At 66.3% G+C, this 21,300-nt stretch carries 20 protein-coding genes; 11 read left to right on the forward strand and 9 right to left on the reverse strand.

Annotated features, from left to right (window positions below; translation table 11 throughout):
* Positions 1 to 102 precede the first annotated feature (102 nt).
* From ACFVX4_RS04310 to ACFVX4_RS04330, 5 genes are all read right to left on the reverse strand, one after another.
* Complete coding sequence (locus tag ACFVX4_RS04310) at positions 103 to 873, reverse strand: YidC/Oxa1 family membrane protein insertase (RefSeq protein WP_389971746.1); 771 nt, start codon at positions 871 to 873, stop codon at positions 103 to 105.
* Between the two features lie 124 nt (positions 874 to 997).
* Positions 998 to 1,330 carry a DUF6412 domain-containing protein gene (locus tag ACFVX4_RS04315; RefSeq protein WP_266418778.1) on the reverse strand — a complete coding sequence of 111 codons (333 nt, stop codon included), beginning with the start codon at positions 1,328 to 1,330 and terminating at the stop codon, positions 998 to 1,000.
* 150 nt (positions 1,331 to 1,480) lie between these two features.
* A complete protein-coding gene (locus ACFVX4_RS04320; protein ID WP_389971749.1) occupies positions 1,481 to 3,016 on the reverse strand; it encodes a sodium:solute symporter in 1,536 nt (511 codons plus the stop codon).
* Entirely contained in the window at positions 3,013 to 3,171 is a 159-nt protein-coding gene (locus tag ACFVX4_RS04325; protein WP_389972102.1) for a DUF3311 domain-containing protein, read from the reverse strand. Before ACFVX4_RS04325 ends, ACFVX4_RS04320 begins: the two co-directional genes overlap by 4 nt.
* A 55-nt stretch (positions 3,172 to 3,226) precedes the next feature.
* The gene (locus tag ACFVX4_RS04330; RefSeq protein ID WP_389971751.1) at positions 3,227 to 4,030 is read right to left on the reverse strand and encodes a class E sortase; all 804 of its coding nucleotides are present in this window, start codon (positions 4,028 to 4,030) and stop codon (positions 3,227 to 3,229) included.
* 78 nt (positions 4,031 to 4,108) lie between these two features.
* On the opposite strand from ACFVX4_RS04330, the gene ACFVX4_RS04335 reads away from it, so the two are divergent.
* Positions 4,109 to 5,110 carry an SEC-C metal-binding domain-containing protein gene (locus ACFVX4_RS04335; RefSeq protein ID WP_389972104.1) on the forward strand — a complete coding sequence of 334 codons (1,002 nt, stop codon included), beginning with the start codon at positions 4,109 to 4,111 and terminating at the stop codon, positions 5,108 to 5,110.
* Positions 5,111 to 5,311: 201 nt separating this feature from the next.
* Positions 5,312 to 5,764 (forward strand): hypothetical protein, encoded by a 453-nt coding sequence (locus ACFVX4_RS04340; RefSeq protein ID WP_389971753.1) that lies wholly within the window; start codon positions 5,312 to 5,314, stop codon positions 5,762 to 5,764.
* A gap of 5 nt (positions 5,765 to 5,769) precedes the next feature.
* Here the strand turns inward: ACFVX4_RS04340 and ACFVX4_RS04345 are convergent, their stop codons facing one another.
* The gene (locus ACFVX4_RS04345) at positions 5,770 to 8,940 is read right to left on the reverse strand and encodes a hypothetical protein (protein ID WP_389971755.1); all 3,171 of its coding nucleotides are present in this window, start codon (positions 8,938 to 8,940) and stop codon (positions 5,770 to 5,772) included.
* A 437-nt stretch (positions 8,941 to 9,377) separates the two neighbouring features.
* Here ACFVX4_RS04345 and ACFVX4_RS04350 point away from each other — a divergent pair, with 437 nt between their 5' ends.
* Both ACFVX4_RS04350 and ACFVX4_RS04355 read left to right on the forward strand, forming a co-directional pair.
* Positions 9,378 to 9,884, forward strand: coding sequence for a GNAT family N-acetyltransferase (locus ACFVX4_RS04350; RefSeq protein WP_389971757.1), 507 nt, complete (start codon positions 9,378 to 9,380; stop codon positions 9,882 to 9,884).
* Between the two features lie 97 nt (positions 9,885 to 9,981).
* A complete protein-coding gene (locus ACFVX4_RS04355) occupies positions 9,982 to 13,122 on the forward strand; it encodes a DUF3427 domain-containing protein (RefSeq protein WP_389971759.1) in 3,141 nt (1,046 codons plus the stop codon).
* On the opposite strand, the gene ACFVX4_RS04360 is transcribed toward ACFVX4_RS04355, so the two are convergent.
* On the reverse strand, positions 13,119 to 14,102 hold the full coding sequence (locus tag ACFVX4_RS04360) for a YDG/SRA domain-containing protein (protein WP_389971761.1): 984 nt from the start codon (positions 14,100 to 14,102) through the stop codon (positions 13,119 to 13,121). The two genes, ACFVX4_RS04355 and ACFVX4_RS04360, sit on opposite strands and share 4 nt — an antisense overlap.
* Before the next feature lie 275 nt (positions 14,103 to 14,377).
* Positions 14,378 to 15,004 (reverse strand): ATP-binding protein, encoded by a 627-nt coding sequence (locus tag ACFVX4_RS04365; protein ID WP_389971763.1) that lies wholly within the window; start codon positions 15,002 to 15,004, stop codon positions 14,378 to 14,380.
* Between the two features lie 222 nt (positions 15,005 to 15,226).
* On the opposite strand from ACFVX4_RS04365, the gene ACFVX4_RS04370 reads away from it, so the two are divergent.
* From ACFVX4_RS04370 to ACFVX4_RS04385, 4 genes are all read left to right on the forward strand, one after another.
* Positions 15,227 to 16,072, forward strand: coding sequence for a helix-turn-helix domain-containing protein (locus ACFVX4_RS04370; RefSeq protein ID WP_389971765.1), 846 nt, complete (start codon positions 15,227 to 15,229; stop codon positions 16,070 to 16,072).
* Positions 16,072 to 16,284 (forward strand): DUF397 domain-containing protein, encoded by a 213-nt coding sequence (locus tag ACFVX4_RS04375; RefSeq protein WP_389971767.1) that lies wholly within the window; start codon positions 16,072 to 16,074, stop codon positions 16,282 to 16,284. The genes ACFVX4_RS04370 and ACFVX4_RS04375 overlap by 1 nt, the downstream gene beginning before the upstream one ends.
* Before the next feature lie 418 nt (positions 16,285 to 16,702).
* Positions 16,703 to 17,227: a DUF6879 family protein gene (locus ACFVX4_RS04380; RefSeq protein ID WP_389971769.1), complete on the forward strand. Its 525-nt coding sequence runs from the start codon at positions 16,703 to 16,705 to the stop codon at positions 17,225 to 17,227.
* 40 nt (positions 17,228 to 17,267) lie between these two features.
* Positions 17,268 to 17,471 carry a helix-turn-helix domain-containing protein gene (locus ACFVX4_RS04385; RefSeq protein WP_389972106.1) on the forward strand — a complete coding sequence of 68 codons (204 nt, stop codon included), beginning with the start codon at positions 17,268 to 17,270 and terminating at the stop codon, positions 17,469 to 17,471.
* Between the two features lie 95 nt (positions 17,472 to 17,566).
* On the opposite strand, the gene ACFVX4_RS04390 is transcribed toward ACFVX4_RS04385, so the two are convergent.
* Positions 17,567 to 18,562 carry a hypothetical protein gene (locus tag ACFVX4_RS04390; protein ID WP_389971771.1) on the reverse strand — a complete coding sequence of 332 codons (996 nt, stop codon included), beginning with the start codon at positions 18,560 to 18,562 and terminating at the stop codon, positions 17,567 to 17,569.
* 275 nt (positions 18,563 to 18,837) lie between these two features.
* Between ACFVX4_RS04390 and ACFVX4_RS04395 the strand changes: the two genes are divergently transcribed.
* The 3 genes from ACFVX4_RS04395 to ACFVX4_RS04405 all read left to right on the forward strand — a co-directional run bounded on the left by ACFVX4_RS04395 (position 18,838) and on the right by ACFVX4_RS04405 (position 20,944).
* Positions 18,838 to 19,149: an ArsR/SmtB family transcription factor gene (locus tag ACFVX4_RS04395; protein ID WP_389971773.1), complete on the forward strand. Its 312-nt coding sequence runs from the start codon at positions 18,838 to 18,840 to the stop codon at positions 19,147 to 19,149.
* A gap of 83 nt (positions 19,150 to 19,232) precedes the next feature.
* Positions 19,233 to 20,441: an MFS transporter gene (locus tag ACFVX4_RS04400; RefSeq protein WP_389971775.1), complete on the forward strand. Its 1,209-nt coding sequence runs from the start codon at positions 19,233 to 19,235 to the stop codon at positions 20,439 to 20,441.
* A 92-nt stretch (positions 20,442 to 20,533) separates the two neighbouring features.
* Positions 20,534 to 20,944 carry a M23 family metallopeptidase gene (locus ACFVX4_RS04405; protein WP_389971777.1) on the forward strand — a complete coding sequence of 137 codons (411 nt, stop codon included), beginning with the start codon at positions 20,534 to 20,536 and terminating at the stop codon, positions 20,942 to 20,944.
* Positions 20,945 to 21,300: the final 356 nt, after the last annotated feature.

Genomic DNA, 21,300 nt, shown 5'->3' on the forward strand with positions numbered 1-21,300 from the left:
CGGATGGGTGGCGGCCATCGCAGGCTTGTCCGATCGTCCAAGACGTCCGATCACTCCGCAAGACCCTGTTCACGTACTGGACCGGCGCACTCGCCGCCCCGATCACGCCGCGGTGGCCATGGCGGTTCCGGCGGCCGGCATGTCGCGGTAGAGGGCGGCCCGCTCGATCGCGGTCCAGGTGGTGCTCGTGACGACGTACAGCGCGGCGGCGAGCGGTACGACGGACACGGTGAAGAGGGTGGCGAAGGACATCAGCGGCATCAGCTTCGTCATCGCGCCCATGCCGGGCACCGGCTGTCCGTCGGGGCCGGCGGCCGGGGTGACGGGGTTGGCGGCCATCTGCCGCTTCGTACGCCGGAAGTTGAACGTGGCCACGGCGGCGACGATCGCGAACAGGCCGAGATAGACCACGCCCTGCGCGCCGAACAGCCCGCCGTGCGCGAGCGCGTCGTGCCAGCGCTCGCCGAGCGGGGCGTCGAGAAGCTGGTGGCCGAGCAGCTCGTTGGGGTCGCCGCCGATCTTCTGGCTGGAGAAGAGGTGGTAGAGCAGGAAGAAGGCGGGCATCTGCAACAGGCTGGGCAGGCAGCCGGAGAGCGGCGAGACCTTCTCCTCCTTGTGCAGTTCCATGAGCGCCTTCTGCATGCGCTCGGGGTTCTTGCCGTGCTTCTTGCGCAGTTCGGTGATCTGCGGCTGGAGCCGGGTGCGGGCCTTCTGCCCCCGCGCCGCGGCCCGCGACAGGGGGTGCACGGCGAGCCGTACGAGTGCGGTGAACAGCACGATGGCGGCGGCGGTGGACGCGGTCTGGAACAGCGGGTGCAGCGCGTCGGCCAGCGCGCCGACCAGGCCGGCGAATGCGGACATGAAGACGGACATGGGTGAGCCCTCCGGGGGGTCTCGTCGTGCCGGGAGGAAGAACGGACTCGGCATGACGAACCGCGCGGGGCGCCCATGGCGCACCTACGGGGGCACCTGCTGGGGTGGTTGCTGCTGCGAGCCCCTACGCGGCCGTCGGAAGGGCGCGGCCGGGGGCTCGGGGGCGTCTGCGCCCCTTGGCGTCAGGGTCCCGCTGCGGCAGGAACGCGGTGCGTTTCTCCCGGTCGCGGATGGCGGTGCGGACCCGGGTGCGGGGCACCGGGGCGGCGCAGCGGGCGCTGATGAGCGAGGCGACGGCGAGTGCGGAGCCGGCGGCGGCGGTCGCGGCGAGCGCGACCGCGGCGGACAGGCTGCCGCCCTCGGCGAGGAGGACTTCGGTGATGAGGAAGAGCAGCAGTCCGGCGGGGCGGAGCAGCCGGGCGAGGCCATTGCGCAGACGGCTCGTGTCGCCGTTCATCGGCCCCTCCCCTCTTCCCCTTCGCGGCCGGTCGGCCGTCCGGCCGTTCGACCGGGCTCGTGCGCCCGTGTTCGTTCGCACACGCGCGCGCCTGATGCTCTCCAGCCGTTATACACGATGGGTCCGGCGCGCCGGCCCGCCCGGCGTCGGTCAGTGGCCCGTTCCCGAGGGAACGCCGTCGGGTTCCGCCTGCTGTTCCGGGGGCCGGATCTCGTCCCGCGCGAGCACCTCGTCGTCCGGCCGGTCGTCGCGCTCGCACGGCCCCGCGTACGTCACGGCGAGCGCGACGAGGAGGTTGGCGCCGAGCGCCACGATGCCCGCGTTCACCCCCCACACCGGATCGTTCTCCGTGAACACGAACCCGCACACCACGCCCACGCCGACGACGAGACCGCTCATCGCCCCGAGCAGGGTCAGTCGCCGCCACATCAGCCCCAGCAGCACCATGGGAAGCAGCTGCGCCATCCCCTCGTACGAAATGAGGGAAAGCCGCACCAGGGTGTTGGGAGCGGTGTACGTGAGCAGCAGCGCCAGGCTCCCCGCGATCACGACGACCACCTGCGCCGCGCCCTTCTGCCGTCGCTCCAGGCGCGGTACGAGCGAGAGCACGCTGCGCCCCCACATCGTGCCGATGACCAGCATGAAGACGGCCATCGGCACGATCGAGGACAGCGCCGCCGCCACACCGATGACGCCGACCGCCCAGGCGGGCAGCGAGTCCACGACGAGCTGGAAGAGCGCCAGGTTGGACTCGGCGCCGACGAGCCCCGGCACGACGAAGAGGGCCGCCATGCCGAGCAGCATCGGCACGAAGAGCAGCACGTTGTAGGCGGGCAGCAGCATCGCGTTGCGGCGCAGCACGTCGGCGTTCTTCGCGCCGAGGTAGCCCGCGACGGTCGTCGGGAAGATCACCACGGTGAGCGAGTTGAGGAACGAGGTGGTGATGAACCAGGCCTGTCCGAGCCCGCTGTCCCCGTGCCCGGGGAAGGTCAGCCACTCGCTCTTCTCGGTGACGAGCCGGTCGAGGAAGGGCCCGTACCCGTCGAAGTAGTGCATCGGCACGTAGAAGGCCAGGAAGCCGAGCGTGGCGATCACCAGGACGTCCTTGAGCACGGACACCCAGGCGCTGCCCCGCAGCCCGCTCACCACGACGAAACCGGTGGTGACGGCGAAGGCTATGAAGTAGGCCTGGTTCAGGCCGATGGCACCGTAGGAGATGGTCGAGACGACCACACCCATGCCGGTGATCTGGAGCTGGATGTACGGCAGCAGGAAGACGGTCGCGAGGACGGCGACGAGCGCACCGAGCCAGGGCCGTCCGAAGCGGTGCGCCACCATGTCGGTGATCCCGACGAGCCCGTGCTTGCGCGCGTACGCCCAGAGCATCGGCCCGACGACGTAGCCGATGGCGTACCCGCAGGACATGTACGCCACCACGTAGAGCACCGGCGCCCCGTAGTTGTAGCCCCATCCCGCGGCGCCCAGGTAGCTGAAGCTGGTGTAGCCCTCGCCGGCCATCAGCACCCAGATGAACACCGTCCCGAGGCTGCGTCCGCCCACGGACCATTCCGCGAGCCCGCCGCCCTCGCCGTTCCCCTTGCGCCGCCCACGCGTCGCGAGCAGCCCGAGGGCGACGGTGGCGACCATGAAGACCCCGAAGACGGAGGTCGCGACCGTGGCGTTCACCGGCGGTCCCCCCGCCGGGTCAGCCATACGGCGACGGGGGTCAGCAGGGTCGCCCCGAGCAGCCACACGAAGAGGAACGGCAGCCCGAGAACCACCGGGTGGACCCGGTTCACGAGCGGCAGCATCCCCAGGTACAGCACGTAGGGGACCAGCAACCACAACAACTGCGGACGTCGTCTGAGCACGTGAGGGAACCTTAGTGCGACGCCGCTACCGCGACCGGACATCCATGAGTTTTCCCCATACGACAAGCCGGTACCGGGAGGTGAATTCGGGCGTGCAGGTAGTGAGCGTCACATAGGAACCGGCCTCGGCGTACCCGGCGTACGGCTTCACGTTGCTGCGCGGGACGGCGGCGATGACACCGCTGTCGCGTGCGCTCGTCCGCGCGAGCGTCCGGTCGACGGTGTACGTGTACACGGCGTCCCGGGTCTCGACGTCGATGCGGTCCCCGCGCCGCAGCCGGTTGATGTATCTGAAGGGCTCACCGTGGGTGTTGCGGTGTCCGGCGAGCGCGAAGTTCCCGGCCCGGCCGGGCTGCGCGGTGCGCGGGTAGTGCCCGACGTACCCCTTGTCGAGGACGCCGCTCTTGCTGATGCCCTGGGCGACGGGGGCGACCAGCCCGAGCCGCGGGATGCGGATGACGGCGTACGCCTGGTCCCAGCGGGGCGCGGAGTGCGCGGTGCCGCTCCCGGCCGACCGGCCACCGGAACCCCCGGCCCCGCCCGTCTTGCCGACCCCGTCCCCGGCATCACCGTCGGAATCATCGTCGGGCACTGCTCCCGCTCCCCCACGCTCTTCCCCCCACTCCCGCTGAAGGGCCCGCACCTGGTGCTCGGCTCCGGCGCGGGCCTGCCGGTTGGTCCACCACAGCTGATGAACAACGAGCAACAACAGGACGACGCCGAGGGTCACCACCAGCTCGGCACCCGTCCAGAGCCCGCGCGCGGCGACCCGCCGCCCTCGCGAGTTCCGCTGCACCACAACCGGTATCCGCTCCCGCACGGCCCGCACGATAGGCCCATGGCCCGTAAGTCTCCAGGCCTGGAACAACCCTCCGCCCCGGAGCCGTACAGCAGTACGGTGTGGTTCATGCGCCCCGACACGCCTGCCGACCACACCACCGAAGCCGAGCGCCTGCTGCGCGCCGCGGCGCGGTACCCCGAGGACCGTGAGCCGCTGCTCCTCCAGGCCGCGGCCCATCTGGAACTCGCCGGCGACCGCGCCCGCGCCACCACCCTCTACGACGAGCTCCTCGGCTCCCCCGACCTCGATCACCCCCACCTGGTCAAGGCCCTGAACGCGGCCAACCTGTGGGAGTACGGACACGAGGCGGAGGCCCGCGCGATCATCGAAGGCATCCGTGCCGCGGGCCCGCTCGACCCCGGGCCCTGGGAGATCGCGGCGGAGACCCTCGAAGCCCACGACGAGCTGGAAGCCGCCCACGACTACTTCTCGACCGCGCTGACGCTGCTCCTGACGCCGGGCGAGGAAGTCCCGTATGCCACTCAGTCGCTGCTGTTCGGCCGCCACCGGGTACGCAGGCTGATGGGCGTCGACCACGACGCCTGGGACGAGCTGGCCGACACCCTCCACACCGCCGACGTCCCGCTGGACGAGCTCCACGACCCGAAGCGCCTGTGGTCGCTGGGCTCCTCGGACCCGGGCGAGCTCCGGGCCGAGATCACCCGCCTCCGCGCCGAGTTGGGCACGTACCGCACGGCACTGTCCCGGCCGTTCCCGGTCGCGGTGCTGCACTGGCCGGCCACCGAGCTCGCCGAACTCCTCACCGCCTACCCGGACCTGCGCAACGAATACCCCTCCCACCCCGAGCACCTGGCCCGCCTGGAGGCCTCACTCCGCGACCTCCACCAGGCCGGCACCCCGAACCTCGGCATCGTGACCGGCACGGTCCCGTCGTACGAGGCCTTCGCCGCCTCGGAGGCCGCGTCCCCGACCGACCCGGACCTCCTCCCCCAGTACGCCACCACCCTGGCCGCCCGCGGCCGGGCAGTCCCCTGGCCCCCGGCCCGCAGCGCGGCCTGCTGGTGCGGATCGGGGCGGGCTTACCGGGAGTGCCACGGGGCGAAGTGAACGACGACGGTACGGAGACGGCCCCCGAAATCCGTCCGGCACGGTCGAGGCCGTCTCCGTCCCCCGACTCCGCACCCCATGACGTCCCTGCTCGACCCGGCCGAGCGGCCTCAGCGGGTCGCCGTCGCCGCGCCGGCGTTCCTGTCGGCCGTACGGCGACGCCCTCCTGACAGCACAGCCGCGATGTAGGAGGCTGGCCGGATGGACGCCGAATCCGAACGCGTGGACCGCGCCTCACGCAAGGTCGCATACCTGGCGTACGCCGCGCAGTTCAAGGAGCGACTCGACCTGTGCCGCAAGGCAGGCGTCCAGGCCGCGCTGGCCGTCGGAACGACCCAGCGGGAAGCGGCGCAGTTCCTCGCCGAGGCGCGGCTGCTCTGGAACGAACCGGTCGAAGCCTTCGGGCCTGCGGAGGCCTCGCTCCGTACGCAGGGGCCCACCGCGGTGGTGGACAGCGCCGACACAGCATCGGCCAAGCTGACCGACTACCGCGCCGTGGTGCACGAGGCAATCGTGGCGGACGATGCCTCCAGGGAGGCACGCGTGCGCACCGCGAGGGCAGCCTATGGGCCCACCTACCGCGCCTACCTGGAATTCCTCCACGAGGCTTCGGACGTCGCGGGCGACGACGACGTGCTACGAATCGGGTTCTGAGCGGCTCAGTTACGCGGGCGGTTCCGCGACCCCACCCCGCTTCTCGGCCACCCCTGCGGCACCCCTGGAAACGTTCTTTCACAGGCCACGACGAGGATTTGACGGATCTCTTCGAGCTTGTCCTCCCCATCGAGGAATTGAGCCCTCTGGCCTGAAGAAAGGAGGGGAACCGAATCCCTGTCCACCACCTGCTCCAGCCACCGTTCCACCGCGAACCGCGCGTGAACGGCGGACGTCTCAAGGCCTCGCGCCTTGCGCAGGGAATCTTCTTCGCGCCGGGATTCATCCTCCCCGACGAACTCTGCATAGTATTGGTCAAGGCCATGAACCAGTGACGTCATAGCGAAAACCGCTTGACGGGACCGCATTCCGTAGGCCTGAGAATGAGCATCCCCGCCTTCCTCGCTGGAACCACCTTTCCGGACGACGATTTCTGGAATCTCCTTCGCCGCACTACGGGCGCCCTCCAGAGACGTTATCAAGCGACCCTTCTTTGCATTCTGAATCTGTGGCTGCGGACCGGCGGTCGCGATCGCTTGGATTTCTCCCAGCGTCCCCGCCAGCCCGAGGGCGAATACATGGTCCCCCCTCTTCGGGCCGTCCGTCTTCCCGGTCCTCTTGGCACGCGGATTGACGGCTCCATCGATGCTGTAGAGCTGTTCGCCTCCCGGGTCCGGTTCAACCGTCAGCGTCAGCTCGGTCATCCGGTGGCGCCGCTTGATATCCGGGAACTGACGGCGCACGTCGCGTTCGGTCACATCCCGTTTGACCAGGGCCTCGGCCTCATCCAGACCGGCGTCGAGATCCCGCTTCTTCTGCGCGTCGGTTCGACCGTCCGGCTGCTTGTCGTCCTTCCCGTCTTTGCCCTTGCCTTTGAGTTTGTTCCAGAGGTCTTTGCCTTTTTTGGCGATGAAGTTGGCGATTTTGTCGATGGCCCGGTTGACGGGTTTGGCGACGGCGTGGAAGACGGATTTGACCTTGTTGGCGAGGGAGCCGATGCCGAGGAGTGAGGCGAGGAAGCCGATGAGGAGGGGGACGCTGGCGGCGAGGGCCGCTTCGACCATCTTCGGAACGCCTGCCGAGCCGCCGTTGGCGATGGCTATGACCGCGTCGAGGACGGCGTTGACGAATTCGACGATCTGGGCGCCCTGGTTCACGATGAACGTGACGATGTCGATGATTCCCTTGACCGCGCGGACGAAGGCGGAGGCGGGGTTGAGGAGGGAGATGATCCAGGTGATCCCGGCGATGATGACGGTGGGGATCAGGTAGCTGGTGAGTTTTTCGAGGATGGTGGCCTTGAGGTCGCCGGCCTCGGACTCGATTTCCTTGACGGCGCCTGCGGGGCCCTCGGCGGCGAGTTTCTTGGCGACGGGGACGGACTGTTCGACGGCGGTCAGGGCCTGGTCGGGGATGCCTTTGCGGGTGATGCGGGCGCGGATGTTGGCCCAGCTCAGGCCGAGGAGGGAGCCGATGAGCTGGATGATGCCCTTGAGGTCGAACTTCTGCGGGAGTTCGAGGCCGGCTTTGACGGCGGTGCCCAGCAGCCAGGACACGACGCCGGTCTTGAGGTGTTCGGCGATGTTGGTGACGAAGAGCTGGAGCCCGGCGCCGACCGCGCGTACAAGGTTGCCGAGGAACCCGATGGGGTCCTTGATGATCTTCATGATGGCGGAGGCGGCCTTGGCGAGGATGCCGAGCAGGAGGTTCTTCAGCTCGTTGATCGTCTTGATGACGCCGACGATCGCGTCCTTCGCCTTGTCGATCAGGCCCTTGTTGGCTTCCTGGAGCTTTTTGATCTCCTCGTCGACCTTGTTCAGCGCGGCGGTGTACTTCTGCGCGAGATCCTGGACGAGCTGCTCGGACTTCTCGTTGACGGTGGCTTCGAGGTCGTCGAACTTCCCCGCGAAGTCCTTCGCCGCGTCCTCCCCGAACTGCTTGAGATCGGCGGGGAGTTTGTCGACCTCGGCCTTGAGTTCGGTGCGGCCCTTCGCGATGCGGGCCTTCGCCTTCCCGAGCTCCGCACCGATGATGTCGGCCACGGACGAGATGACGCCCTGCATCTTCGCTACGTAGAGCTTGCGGGCCTCCTGGTAGAGGTTGTTGGCCTCCTTGGGCAGGCCCGCGAACTTGTCCTTGACCCAGCGCGCCTTGCCGGTCCAACTCGAGTACCGCTTGTCCTTGTACGCCTTCATCCGGCGCTTGTGGTCCGCGGTGAACGCATCCCGGGCCGCCTTCTCGCCCGAGGTGAACTTGTCGTCGACCTTCTTGTCCAGCCCGGACAAGGTCTCCTCGACGTCCTTCTTCGTACCGTCGTAGACCTTCTGCAGCTTCGCCGTTACCTCGGCGCGCTTCTTCTCGTCCTTCGACTTCGTCTCGCCCTTGCCGCCGTCGACCTGTTTGCCCGCCGAAGTTCGGGTCGCGGTCAGGGCGGTCATGGCCTGGGCGCCGGAGGCCGCCGCCCCGGCCTGGGCGGTGCTCAGTTGTTGGGCTTCGGCCGCCTTGCCCTTGGCGGGGGCCTTCGCGGAGTCCGTCTCGGCGGTCTTCTTCGCGGAGAGGGCCTCGTTGAATTCCGGTTCGTTGCCCTTGGCGAGCTGGTCCTCGGTGACCTCGGCGTCCGCCATCGCCTGGTCGTTGGCGGCCGGGCCTTCGGAGAAGTCCGTGACGGAGGCGGGCTGTTGGGCTGGAGTGGCATCCGCCGGCGACGGGGCGCCGGGGTTGGCGGGTGCCTGGTCGGGGGACATCGGGGTGACGGGTTTTTCCTTGGCCGCCGATGTGTCCGGCGGGGCCTTGGTCGCCGTGTCGATGTCCTTGGCCGAGGACTCCTTCCCGTCCTTGACCTTCCCGTCGACCTCACCCTTGATCTTGTCCGCCTTACCGGACTTCGAGAACTTGTCGGCGTCGTCGAGATTCTTCGGCGCCTGCGCGTCGATCGCCTTGTTCACCGCATCGATGAACGCCTGCTTGTTGAACTCACCCGGCTTCGCGGCGTTCATCTTCTCCGCGTTCGCCGCCTTGCCCTGCGCCTCCTTGTCGTCGGGGGGTGCGACGGCCGCGTCCTGCGCCGACTTCGACTCGGTGGCGGCGGGAGCGTGATGGGCCAGGCGGACCTTCTTCGCCGCCACATCCGCCTTGACCTTGCGAAAGCCGGGGGCCTGGGCCGGAGGCGGCTTCACCGGCGCCGTATACCGCTGCGCGACCAGACGCGACACGGCCGCGTTGCCCGCCGCACGCTGCAAATGCTGAAGACCACGCGGGTCCGGGATGCGGCGGTCCCTGGACGGCCGACGGGGTGGGGGTGCTTGCGAACGTGACACATCGGGCGTGAGCGTCACGTTCTCCTGACGGGGTGTACCTCCACGGCCGGACACGGAGGCAGGATCCCTCTCCGGAACCGTCCTCATCCGCCCTCCCCGCCATGTCGGCCGACGCGCCAAGCCCAACAAGGAAGATACGAAGCCCGGGAAGGCCCGAGGAAGAGACCAACGGGCCCAAGAACCCGGACGTGCCCCAACGGTCACCCATCACTGCGCGAACGGACACAGGGAGCCGTACGCACTCCGGACAAAGAAATCACCCGCACCACCGGAATGCGTATCCGTATGGTTCTGCCATGCCCGAGCTCCAGCGCCTCCGCCCCGACCACGCGCCCGCCCTGCTCACGTTCGAGCAGGAGAACCGCGCGTTCTTCGCCGCATCCATTCCGGACCGCGGCGACGCCTACTTCACCGACTTCGACGCCCGCCTCACCGCACTGCTCGCCGAACAGGCCACCGGGCTCTGCCACTTCCACGTCCTGGTCGACACCGACGGCGAGGTGCTGGGCCGCTTCAACCTGGTCGACGTCGCGGACGGCTCCGCCGATCTGGGATTCCGCATGGCCGAGAAGGCCACCCACCGCGGCCTCGCCACCGCCACCGTCCTCCACCTCTGCACCCTGGCAGCCACGGAATACGGCCTGACCACACTCCGCGCAGCAGCCGCCCTCGACAACACGGCCTCCCGCACAGTCCTGACCCGCACGGGCTTCGTCCCCACGGGAGAGAAGATCCAACTGGGCGACCGGCCGGGCTCGGGCTATGTACGGGACTTGAGTAGAGGTCCCGAAGACGGGGCCTGATAGCCACCACCTCAAGCGACGACGTAGGCGCCCAGCGGTTTGTCAGTCCGACTTGATACAACTGCATGCGTAGCTGACGAGATAAGGGGATTCCGTCATGCCCAACGAGGCGGCAGGCAACGCGGCTCCGGTCGCTGGGCTGTACGAGACGCTGATCACCCAACGCCTCGAAGATCGCATGAAGCAGTTCGACTCCGCAGGCTGGCGCTCCATCGACGAAGTGGTTGGCGCTGAATCTGCGCCAAACGTGCTGACACGCCACATTGCGAACGTCGTACGAAGGGTCCTCCAGGGCCTTTCACCTGCGGAGCAGGTAGTCGCCGCCAACCACATCCTGGATTCGCTCAGCACCATCGACGGCGCGACCGAGTGGATCGACCTCGTCATCGAAGGGCCCCGACAGTTGCTCGCAGTCGCAGAGCAGAAAGCTCCTGGTGTCTACGCAATTCGCCCGGCGACGCCCCTCTCCGAGACAGCGCTGATCACTAATTCTCCCGAAGACCCAAGCCTGGGATTCGAGCTGCGGGCTGAGTTGGCTACGGCAGACCGCGTTGACCTCCTCTGCGCCTTCGTGAAGTGGCACGGACTCCGAGTCCTTGAGCAGTCGCTCTCCTCCGCGCGCGATCGCGGCGTCCCCATCCGCGTACTGACAACCACCTACATCGGAGCCACCGAGCGTCGCGCACTGGACCGTCTGGTCCGTGAATTCGGCGCTGAGGTGAAGGTCAACTACGAGCTCCGCTCGACGCGCCTCCATGCCAAGGCATGGCTCTTCCGTCGCGGCAGTGGCTTCGATACGGCGTACGTAGGCAGCTCGAACCTGTCCAAGGCTGCGTTGCTCGACGGGCTCGAATGGAACGTGCGGCTGTCGTCGGTTGCCACCCCCGCCGTCATCCGCAAGTTCGAGGCAACATTCGATGCGTACTGGAGCGAGCGCTCCTTCGAGCCGTACGACCCGGACAGTGACGCACCACGACTCGACGAAGCGCTCTCCCAAGCTGGCGGATCCAGTCAGAACGGAGGCCCCACCATCACGCTCTCTGGGCTTGAAGTCCGCCCCTACCCCCACCAACGCGACATGCTTGAACGTCTCGAAGTGGAGCGCATCGTCCACGACAGGCACCGCAACCTCCTCGTTGCCGCGACGGGGACCGGCAAGACCGTGATGGCAGCACTCGACTTCAAGAGCCTGCGCCGGACCCTGGGCCGTGATCCGCGGCTGCTCTTCGTCGCTCACCGCAAGGAGATCCTGGAGCAGTCTCTGCGCGTCTACCAGAACGTGTTGGTGGACGCGAACTTCGGCGAGCTCTTCGTCGGCGGGGAAATCCCAGACAACTGGACGCATGTCTTTGGCAGCGTCCAGTCACTCAACGCCCGAGCGCTGGACCGCCTTGCCCCAGATCACTTCGATGTCATCGTGATCGACGAGTTTCATCACGGCACCTCCCCGACGTACCGCAGGATCCTGGCTCACTTCGAGCCGCAGGAGCTCCTTGGGCTTACTGCAACCCCGGAGCGCATGGACGGGCTGAACATCCAGGACGAGTACTTTGACGGCCGGATCGCAGCGGAGATGCGCCTCTGGGAAGCCCTGGAGAACGACCTGCTCAGCCCCTTCCACTACTTCGGCGTCACCGACAACACCGACATGAGCGCCATCGCCTGGAAGCGAGGATCGTACGACGCCGCGGATCTCAGCAATCTCTTCACTGGCAATGACGCACGAGCCAGGCTCGTTGTGCAAGCCGTGAGGGACAAGGTTGCCGACCCGGGCTCGATGCGCGCCTTGGGCTTCTGCGTGTCGGTCGCGCATGCAATCTTCATGGCCGACTTCTTCTGTCGAGCCGGCCTCAACGCAGTGGCTCTGTCGGGCGAGACCCCGCGTGATGAACGCAAGAACGCCCTGGATCAACTCAAAGCAGGAACGCTCCACGTCATCTTCTCTGTCGACCTGTTCAACGAGGGTCTCGACATCCCAGACGTCGACACCCTGCTTCTCCTACGCCCTACTTCCAGCGCCACAGTGTTCCTCCAACAGCTGGGACGAGGCCTGCGTCGGACCGAGGACAAGGCCGTCCTCACTGTTCTGGACTTCATCGGTCAGCACCGCAAGGAGTTCCGCTTCGAGGAGCAGTTCCGCGCGCTGACCAACCTCACCCGCAATCGTCTACTCGCCAACGTCGAGAACGACTTCCCACAGCTGCCATCTGGCTGCCAGATCATCCTTGAACCGAAGGCCAAGGAACTGATCATTGACAACATCCGCAGCCAGATCGGTGTCAACGTCACACAGCTCGCACGCGAGGTCGCCGACTACGCCGAGCCTCGACTCGCCAAGTACCTCCAGGAGAGCCGCCGCGAGCTCAAGGAGCTGTACCGGGGCAGCGGGAACTCATGGACAGGTCTGCTTCGCCGAGCCAAGCTCCTCCCCGAGTCCGGGCCAGGTGGAGAATCTTCCCTACTGAAGCGCGTCTCAGCCTTCCTCCACGTCGATGACCCGCTCCGAGTCGCCGCGTACAGCAAGCTGCTCGTCGACGACGCCCCCGCGTACAGCGAGCTCAGCGAACAAGACCAGGCTTATGCCCGCATGTTCTTCTTCTCGCTATGGCCACTGGGCGGCGGATTCAACAGCTACCAAGAGGGCTACGACACCCTCCGCCCTCAACACGCCTTTCGCGAAGAACTCCGCCAGGTCCTCGCTCACGTTCTAGGCCAGGCTGACCACGTACCCGTCCCGCTGCTCGGCGAGCACGCGAGCCTGCCGCTGTCAGTCCACGCCTCATATAGCCGCGAGGAGATCCTCCCCGCCCTCGGACAGTCCTACGTCGGTGGCTTCATGCCGGGCCACTTCCGCGAAGGCGTGAAGTGGTGCGAGAACATCCAGACCGATGCACTACTCATCACCCTCGAAAAGGACGAGAAGGACTTCTCCCCGGAAACTCGCTACAAGGACTACGCCCGGAACGAGCACTTGTTCCACTGGGAGTCCCAGAACCAAACCTCAGAGACGTCCCCCACCGGCATCCGCTACCAGACCCACAAGGAGAAGGGCACCCACGTCCTCCTCTTCGTCCGCCGCTACAAGAAGACGGACATCGGCGGGCCACAGCCGTGGATGCTCCTTGGCCCTGCCGAGTACGTCGAGCACAAGGGCAGCAAGCCCATGGGCATCGTCTGGAACCTCCGCCACGAGATGCCAGCCGACGTGTGGACCTACTCAACAATCGCTGCGGGTTAGCGATCCAGATCACTTATGCGCCAGAAGCGGCGGTGTGCTCTGAGGAATCGCTCCCCAATGCGATGCTGTTCCACCGTCCTCAACGGAGCCGCTCGCGCGGTCAGACCTTCTGCATAGCGATCCACAACATGAAAATCATCGGTCAGATAGAGGGCACCACGGTCGAGTCGCACATGGCAGTTGGGGCATAGGCACAACACATTCCCTTCGACATCAGGGCCCCCGGCGGAGCCCCCAAGTGCTTGTATGTGCGCTCCCTCGGCATAGCTCTTGCCCTCAGCCCCAACTGTCAGCGCTAGGCCACAGATCTGACACGTGTACTCATGCCACCGCTTGACACGGCGGACAACAGCCGTGTCTCGGACGATGCGTTCGACCGTGGCCGTCCGGCGCTGCGTAGCCACCTCGGGCACGTCAGCACTGTTCTGATCAGCCGTACCTTGACCTTGCTGGTCGAGGATGTCTCGGACCTGCTGCTCAACAGGCGTAAGTTCCTGCGTTTCAGCTGAGAGGCGCCTCAGCCTAAAGCGGCAGATCCGAAAGCCGGCCTTGCCGACTTCGGTCCACTCCTCGACAATCTCGTAGAGTCCGTCATATCGGTACCCGCCTGCAGGTGAATAGTCTCGCTCCCCTTCACTGCCTCGGATGACCCGTATGGGGTTGGCCGATATTCGACTTCTCCGAAGACCCGCGTTCCCACGATTCTCCCAAGTCTGATCCTCAATCTGCCGACCAGTATTCCGGTCCCGGCCACCAGCACCTGTGTAGACGACCTCATCCCAATTGTCGAGATCGTCTTCATAGCCCTGATTCAGCACGATCGCATCGGCGGCTCTCTCCCCGTCGGCATCGAGCCCCCACGAGATACCCGCCTCGCGCTCCTTGTGAAGCCTGGCCTCCTTGACAGCCTGCCGGGAATCAAAATGGGTGCCGGGAGGAAACTCATCCACATGTCCGAAGAAAGCTCTGTACGCAGCCATGCGAACATGCTTCCGACTATCCGATCACTTTCAATCGCTCCTGCCGCCTCGCGAGACCAAGTGGCTTGATTCCCTCGCGACTTGTCCTAAAAGCATCCACTGATGGAGCCCGGTCCGGCACCCCGTCGGGGACGTGGCCGCGCGCGCAGCCAGAGGGAGCTGTCGGCGATCGGCTGCACCTACTCACTGGGGCGACTCTCAGCGTCCTTGCGGAAGGACGCGAGTAATTTCACCCCTCTTCACCGATGCCGACAAGCTCCCTCAGGCACAGGCCGCTACGCCATATCAGCCTCGAAGTGCGTTTGCGCGCACTCGAGGGCGTCGTCCGGATCGCAGCCATGGGCACGGAGCCAATGGAGGAGATCAACGATCAGGTCGATTGCCAGTTCTTTCCCCAATGCCAGACTCAGCCGCTCATGACGGACTCTCGCCGGGGCGCTTCCGAGCCCGCAAAGGCTCAATAAGGCTTCTGCCTTGGCAACTTGCGGGCTATCAACGTGATCACTTGACGACCGAAGGCCGGCAGACAACTCACACCAGACGACCTTGGAGTCACCGCGGAGGATGACACCCCAGCGATCCGACACGCCGTCCACAAGGGTCATCCCCCTCCCCGTCTCGCTCCCCTCCGCTGCCACGACGAGCGTTGGGATTCCCCGCAGGTCGGGATCGCTCACCTCGATGCGAAGGCGATCGCCGTTCATGGAGACGGCTAGACAACACGGCGTCCCGGGCCCCACGTGCGTAACCACGTTTGCGACCAGTTCCGTAACGCAGATCTGTGCCGCGTGGATGACCCCCGGCAAGCCCCAGAGCTCCAGGTGCAATCGCATCACTCGCCGCAGACCGGCGAGCTCTTCAGCCTCAGCCAGGAACGCCAGGTCCCATGCCTTCCTGTCCACCCCAAAACGACACTCACCCAAGCCGATCACTCCCACACCATGAGATGGTCACCCTATGTGCCCAACGCCTCTCACACAGTGGCAGCGAAACTCTCAAAATGGAACTCTCACGCTGCACCTGTGGAAGCACGCCAATCGACGCGCGCCCCCGAGGTGCGCTGTCTTGCTCAATACGCTCCACGCGATGCACGCTCTTGGGGATCGACGCGAGGGACCACAGCCATGCCAGTCGGACCGACCACACGTAGACGCCAACTCGGCGCAGATCTGCGCCGCCTGCGCGAACACAAAGGCCTCACACTGGAAGAGGCCGGGGCTCGGGTTGGCATCTCCAAGGCAACCTTGAGCCGCTACGAGACGAAGGAAGGCACGGTCAAGTGGCCAGCCGTCGACGCCCTGTGTCGCGAGTACGGCGCTTCGGATCAGGAGCGGGCATCGCTGGTCGAGCTGGCCAAGGGAGCCAAAATTCAGGGCTGGTGGCGCTCGTTGGCCGACCCGATTCCCGAGTCGATGAACCTCATGCTGACCCTCGAAGACGAGGTGGTCAGCGAGGACCACTACGCCTGCATGTACGTGCCCGGCCTGCTCCAGACACGCGAGTATGCAGAAGCGGTACATCGTGCCTCGGAGAGGCGATGCACTGACCAGGAGATCCACCACATGGTGGACATCCGCATGAAGCGGCAAGAACTCCTCACTCGGACCGAGCCACCGCACATTTGGGCAGTGATTGACGAAGCCGTCATCCGACGCATCGTGGGTGGTCGCGAGGTCATGCGCGAGCAGTTGAAGCATCTGTGCGAAGTGGCCACCCAGCCACACATTACGGTGCAGATACTGCCGTTCGAAGCAGGTGCCCACGCAGCAGCAGTGGGCAGCTTCGTCGTCCTTGGTGGCCCCGCACCCGAACTCGACGTCGTGTACGTGGACATCATTGGTGGTGGCCTCTTCATGGAGAAGACGCAGGAACTTGCGCGCTATAAATTGGCGTTCGAGTACCTGCGTGCGCAGGCGCTGGATATTGACCTGTCTGCCACGTTCCTGAATCGAGTCTACGGAGAGCTTTGATGGATCACGGACAAGCCCACTGGTTCAAGTCGTCGTACAGCGGCGGAAGTGGCACGGAGTGCGTCGAGGTTGCCGATCTGGCTTCGGTCATCGGTGTGCGCGACTCGAAGCGACCCCAGAGGGCTCAACTGACTGTGCAACGAAGCGCCTGGACCGAGTTCGTACGAAGCCTGCGAAGTTCCGCGGGCCGTCAGCTCGCGGAGCACTCGTAACCACGAGGCACGTCAGCGACCGTCGACGCTCCGGCGCGCCTGGGCGATTGCGCGTTGGGCCTCGGCTCCGAACACAGCGGATTCGCTCAGGGGTCTGCCACACCCGCTCGTACGTGGTGATGGTGTCGGTGTCGTCCGGCCGCAGTTCGGCGTGCCAGTCCTCGGTGACCACGAGGCGGCCGTCGAAGCACCAGAGCAGGACGGCTATGGCCGCGCCGGTGCATGTGGTGACCCCCCTCGCGACGCCCGGACCCGATGCTGGATGCGCCGATCATGCTCGTCACAGAGCAAGGCACATGCATCGTGCAGGGGCCGAAGATGCGAGACACCGAGGCCTTGGGCCAGATGCGGTTGCCTGACTACGAGGACTGCATCGAGGTCCCCACGTCCTCGATCATTGCACTGCTGAAGGAGAACAGTGGACCTGATCACCAGCGCCCAGCGTGACGAGCTGTTCAAAAGCTTCGAGCGCGACGCATTCCATATGGAACTGAGGGACGACTACGGATCGCCGATCGAAGACACGCCCTATGCACGATGGCAGAGGGGCGATTCCGACGACTACGCGTGGCTCGCCCCGTGGAAGACGCTCATGCAGCGGGTGACTGGCGAGGGCAAGACCGTGCGTCGGGTCCGAGTGGTCACGGAACCGCACTCCCGATACGTCGAATGGGAGGATTCGCTGACCCACCTCAACATCGAGGCCGGCGAAGACATCCGCTGGCTACCTCGGCACATGGTCCCGGAAGGCATCTCGTACCCCGTAGCGGGCAACGACTGGTGGCTGTACGACGACCGCCTGCTCGCGGTCGGCCACTTCGACCCGGAGGGTCGAGTTCTGGGATCAGAGATCATCGAGGATCGCGACACCGTGGCCGAATGCGTTCGACTGCGGGATCTGCTCTGGTCCGTAGCCACCCCTCACACCGAGTACAAGCCCTGACTCATCGGCGAGCACCAACGCACAGGTAGCACGCGAGGCGCTGGGTGCCCGGCTTCGCTCGACCCGCAAAGATGCGGGGTTCGCAAGCGGCCGGGCATTCGCCCATGCCACTGGGTGGCAGGAATCCAAGGTCTCCCGCATCGAACTCGGCCGACAGGCCGCCAGCGAAGACGACATTCGCATCTGGTGCGAAAAGACCAGCACCCAGGACCAGGCCCCCGACTTGTGCGGGCCACTCTGCTGATTCCACCGGAATCCTCGTCCGCCTTCGTGGAATTCAGCAAGAGACACGGCTTCTCGTCAACCCTCAACCATTAGCCGCCAGTGGCACGGTAGCCGTCAGCCTTCGCCCGGTAGAGCCGTCGGTGTTGTGTTGATCTTTGCGAAGCGCTCTCGCCATGGCAGGTGGTCGGGCTCCGGTGAGGGGGATGCGGAGTACATGGTGTTCGCTGCGATCAGGCGGCACGGGGTGCATTTCGTCTCGTCCAGCAGGGGGCGGAAGTTGTGTGTCTTGCCTGGGCCCTGGCATTCGATCAGTTCGCGGGGGCGTGTTGGTTCGTAGGACTGCGGTGTCGTCCGGGGTTCGGGGAGTTTCTCGACGAGGCGGTAGCGGAGGAAGCCGACTGCCGAGCGCACGCCGTCTTTCGGGCGTTCGGCGAGCAGGGCCTGGCGCAGGTCGGACTCGCTCAGGCCGCGCTCCAGCCACTTGACCGCGTCGAAGGCCAGCTTGGCGGCCTCGCGTACGCCCAGGTGCAGTTCGCGGCGGGAGTGGCGCAGGGAGAGCAGGACTCGTTCGGCGCGGGCCAGCAGTGCGGGGTCCGCCGTCGAGGCCGGGCGCTCCGGTTCGGAGAGCGCGGAAGGTTCAGAGGGTTCGGAGGGTGGGTGGGGAGTGGTTTTATCACTGTGGTCTTCTACCGGTTCATAGCCACCGGCCGTCCGGGCAGTCGGTTCGCCGACCGTCGGAGAGTGCGTACTCGGTGGCGGGGAGACGGGCGACGCGGCCGACGGGGTACCTCGTAAGTGGCCCGCCTGCTCACTCGTCAGGGGGGCGTTCGCGACCAGTTGCTCGGTGATCCAGCGGCCACCGTCGGCCTGGCTGCGCCACTCGTGTACGTACCCGTTCTCGATCAACTGCTGCTTCGCCTTCTGGTAGGCGCGGCCCTTGATGCCCAGCTTCTGGGCCAGCTCGCTCAAGGGCTTGAAGGTGGTGTTGTCGGGGAGGCCCTGGACGTACAGGAGCAGGATCTTCGCGTCGCTGTTCAGACGCGGGTGCCGGACGACATCGTGTGATGCCTTCGTATAGCGCGCGGACGGCGCGATAGCATGACGCAACATTTCCGGTGGCCTCTATTCCACTGGTGGTGTAGGCCCTCGGGTTGGTGTTGGCGCACCGCCGGGGGCCGCTCTATGCGCGCGTGAACACACAGAGCGTGATGACCTCGTCACCGTACAGCACCGTCTCCATGTCCCGCCACGCGTGCGGGACTTCGCCCCCGACGACAGCCAGGACCCGTGCGCCTCGATGGCGCCCGGCGGCGCGATTTGACTTTTCCGCTACATATCGCGAAAGCTAGATGTGTAACGTCGAGAAACCGTGGAAGGGTGGAGCGATGGATCCCCTGGCCGTACACAAGGCGCTCGCCAATCCCGCGCGCCTGCAGTTCACGCAGTGGCTGAGGGAGCCGGAGAAGCATTTCGACGAGGACTCCTACCGACAGCAGGGGCTCGGCTTCCATATCGGTGTGTGCGTCGGCGACATCCAGAAGCGGTCCGGGCTGGCGCAGTCGGTGGTGTCCGGCTATCTGCAGACCCTGAAGGACGCCGGGCTGCTCACCTCGGAACGCATCGGCAAGTGGACGTACTACCGGCGCAACGAGCCGGTGATCGCCGAGTTCGCCGCGTACGTCCGCGACGAGTTGTAGTTCACCTTCCCCCCTGTACGGTGTCGACCCTTAACCCAATGTATCTACTTTTCTAGATTTAATGAAAGGTACTGATCGTTCCGATGAGAAAGACCTCCCTCACCGTCCTGGTGCTCGCCCTGGGCGTGTTCGGGATCATCACCACCGAGATGGGCATGGTCGGTGTGCTGCCCCAGGTCTCGGCCGAACTCGGTGTCACACCGTCCGCCGCCGGCTGGCTCGTCGGGGTGTTCGCCCTGGTCATCGCGGTGTCCGGACCGTTCACCACGCTGCTCGCCTCCGGTATCGACCGCAAGAAGGTGCTCGCCGCCGCAATCGCGGTGTTCGCCATCTCCAACGCCGTCTACGCACTCACCACGCAGTACGAGGTGATGCTCGCGTTCCGCGTCGTTCCCGCCCTCTTCCATCCCGTGTTCTTCGCGGTCGCGCTCGCCACCGCCGCACGGCTGGTGCCCGCGAAGGACGCGACCCGGGCCACGACGACCGTGTTCGCCGGAGTCACCGTCGGCTTCGCGTTCGGTGTGCCGTTGACCTCGTACCTCGCCGAGCATCTGTCGCTCGCTTCGGCCTTCTGGTTCGGCGCGCTCGTCAACCTGATCGCCTTCCTGGGCATCCTGCGGTTCGTACCGTCGATGCCGGTCGGTCAACGCGTCTCGTACGGCGCTCAGCTGAAGGTCCTCAGGCGGCCGCAGATGTGGCTGACCATTGCCTCCATCGTTCTGGTCTTCGCGGCGATGTTCTCGGTCTACGGCTACTTCGCCGAGTACCTGGGTCAGGTCACGCACATGGACGGTACGTGGGTCAGCGCCATGCTGATGGCGTTCGGCATCGTGATGATCCTCGGGAACTTCGCCTTCGGCAGCCTGTTGCGACGCAATCTCGTCCGCACCGTCGTCGCCTACCCGGCGCTGTGCCTGCTGGTCTACGTCCTTCTGTACGCCGTCGGGCCGATGCTCGCTCCGATGGTTCTGACGGTCCTGGTCTGGGGTGCCGTGCATTCGGGCGGGCTCATCGTGAGCCAGAGCTGGCTGGGGCGGGACGCGAGTGACGCGCCCGAGTTCGGCAACAGCCTCTTCATCTCGTTCTCCAACCTCGGCATCACCGTCGGCACCGCGGTCGGCGGCTGGGTCCTGGCCGAGTACGGAGCTCGTCAACTGGCTTGGGCCGGTGCAGGGTTCGCGGTCGCTGCGTTGATCGTGATGGGTTTGCGGCTGCGGTGGGAACGCGTCGGGGAGCGGCGGGTGGCGCCGGACGGCCGGGGCTCGCTCGCGGCCGGGGAGGTCCGGGCCTGAGAGGCGGGGCGACAGGGGCAGGGGGTTAGCAGGGTGGCGGGGGCGGCAGGGTGGCGGGGGCGGCAGGGTGGCGGGGGCGGCAGGGGCCGGTGGTGCCCGTCTGCTCCGGCGGCGCCCCGTTCGGACTGCCGTTCCGGGCCGGCAGCACGTACACCGTGGCCCAGACCCCGGGCGAGGGCTACTCGCACAACGACGACTACAACCGGCACGCGGTCGACTTCGCCATGCCGACCGGAACCCCGATCGTCGCCTCGGCGGGCGGCACCATCCACTTCGAGGGCTGGAACGGTGCGGGCGACATCATGGCACTGGTCGACCACGGCAACAACCGGTGCACCCAGTACGCCCACCTGAATTCGACGGTCATCAACACCGACGACACGGTGGCCCGGGGCCAGCAGATCGGCACCTCGGGCGCCACCGGCAACGTGAATGGTGCGCACCTGCACCGGAACGTCGTGAACTGCGACAGCCAGCTCAGCCGCGAGATCCCCAACCCCTAGGAAACCGGCACCAGTTATCCCACCGGCTCCGCGCCGGTGAGCCGGAACGGCTGACGGTCCCGGCCCCACCCGCACTCTCTGCTTCCCGCGTCCCTCGCCCCCCGCTCCCGCCGGGGGACGAGGGACGCGTTCGTTCCTCACGGGCCGCGCCGCACCGTTCAGGCCGCGTGGGATGCGGCCAAAAGAGTGCCTCCCACGTCATCTTCTGGGCGCAATGCCAGGACTTTCGGAAGACTGACGATCAGTGCTGGCGGTGTCCCTTGAACGGTTCGCAGCGAGAGGCGATTTCCGGCCACAACACAACACCCCTTACCCTGCGATACATCGGTCACCAACGGTCGGCCGGAACAGAAGGG

The sequence above is a fragment of the Streptomyces sp. NPDC058240 genome (genome assembly GCF_042882135.1).
Lineage (GTDB): Bacteria > Actinomycetota > Actinomycetes > Streptomycetales > Streptomycetaceae > Streptomyces.

What these genes read in the sequence shown, in the direction of transcription:
- ACFVX4_RS04310 (WP_389971746.1), bottom strand. Translation starts at nt 873, where the DNA reads ATGTCCGTCTTCATGTCCGCATTCGCCGGCCTGGTCGGCGCGCTGGCC.
- ACFVX4_RS04315 (WP_266418778.1), bottom strand. Translation starts at nt 1,330, where the DNA reads ATGAACGGCGACACGAGCCGTCTGCGCAATGGCCTCGCCCGGCTGCTC.
- ACFVX4_RS04335 (WP_389972104.1), top strand. Translation starts at nt 4,109, where the DNA reads ATGCGCCCCGACACGCCTGCCGACCACACCACCGAAGCCGAGCGCCTG.
- ACFVX4_RS04340 (WP_389971753.1), top strand. Translation starts at nt 5,312, where the DNA reads ATGGACGCCGAATCCGAACGCGTGGACCGCGCCTCACGCAAGGTCGCA.
- ACFVX4_RS04350 (WP_389971757.1), top strand. Translation starts at nt 9,378, where the DNA reads ATGCCCGAGCTCCAGCGCCTCCGCCCCGACCACGCGCCCGCCCTGCTC.
- ACFVX4_RS04355 (WP_389971759.1), top strand. Translation starts at nt 9,982, where the DNA reads ATGCCCAACGAGGCGGCAGGCAACGCGGCTCCGGTCGCTGGGCTGTAC.
- ACFVX4_RS04360 (WP_389971761.1), bottom strand. Translation starts at nt 14,102, where the DNA reads ATGGCTGCGTACAGAGCTTTCTTCGGACATGTGGATGAGTTTCCTCCC.
- ACFVX4_RS04370 (WP_389971765.1), top strand. Translation starts at nt 15,227, where the DNA reads ATGCCAGTCGGACCGACCACACGTAGACGCCAACTCGGCGCAGATCTG.
- ACFVX4_RS04375 (WP_389971767.1), top strand. Translation starts at nt 16,072, where the DNA reads ATGGATCACGGACAAGCCCACTGGTTCAAGTCGTCGTACAGCGGCGGA.
- ACFVX4_RS04390 (WP_389971771.1), bottom strand. Translation starts at nt 18,562, where the DNA reads ATGTTGCGTCATGCTATCGCGCCGTCCGCGCGCTATACGAAGGCATCA.
- ACFVX4_RS04395 (WP_389971773.1), top strand. Translation starts at nt 18,838, where the DNA reads ATGGATCCCCTGGCCGTACACAAGGCGCTCGCCAATCCCGCGCGCCTG.
- ACFVX4_RS04400 (WP_389971775.1), top strand. Translation starts at nt 19,233, where the DNA reads ATGAGAAAGACCTCCCTCACCGTCCTGGTGCTCGCCCTGGGCGTGTTC.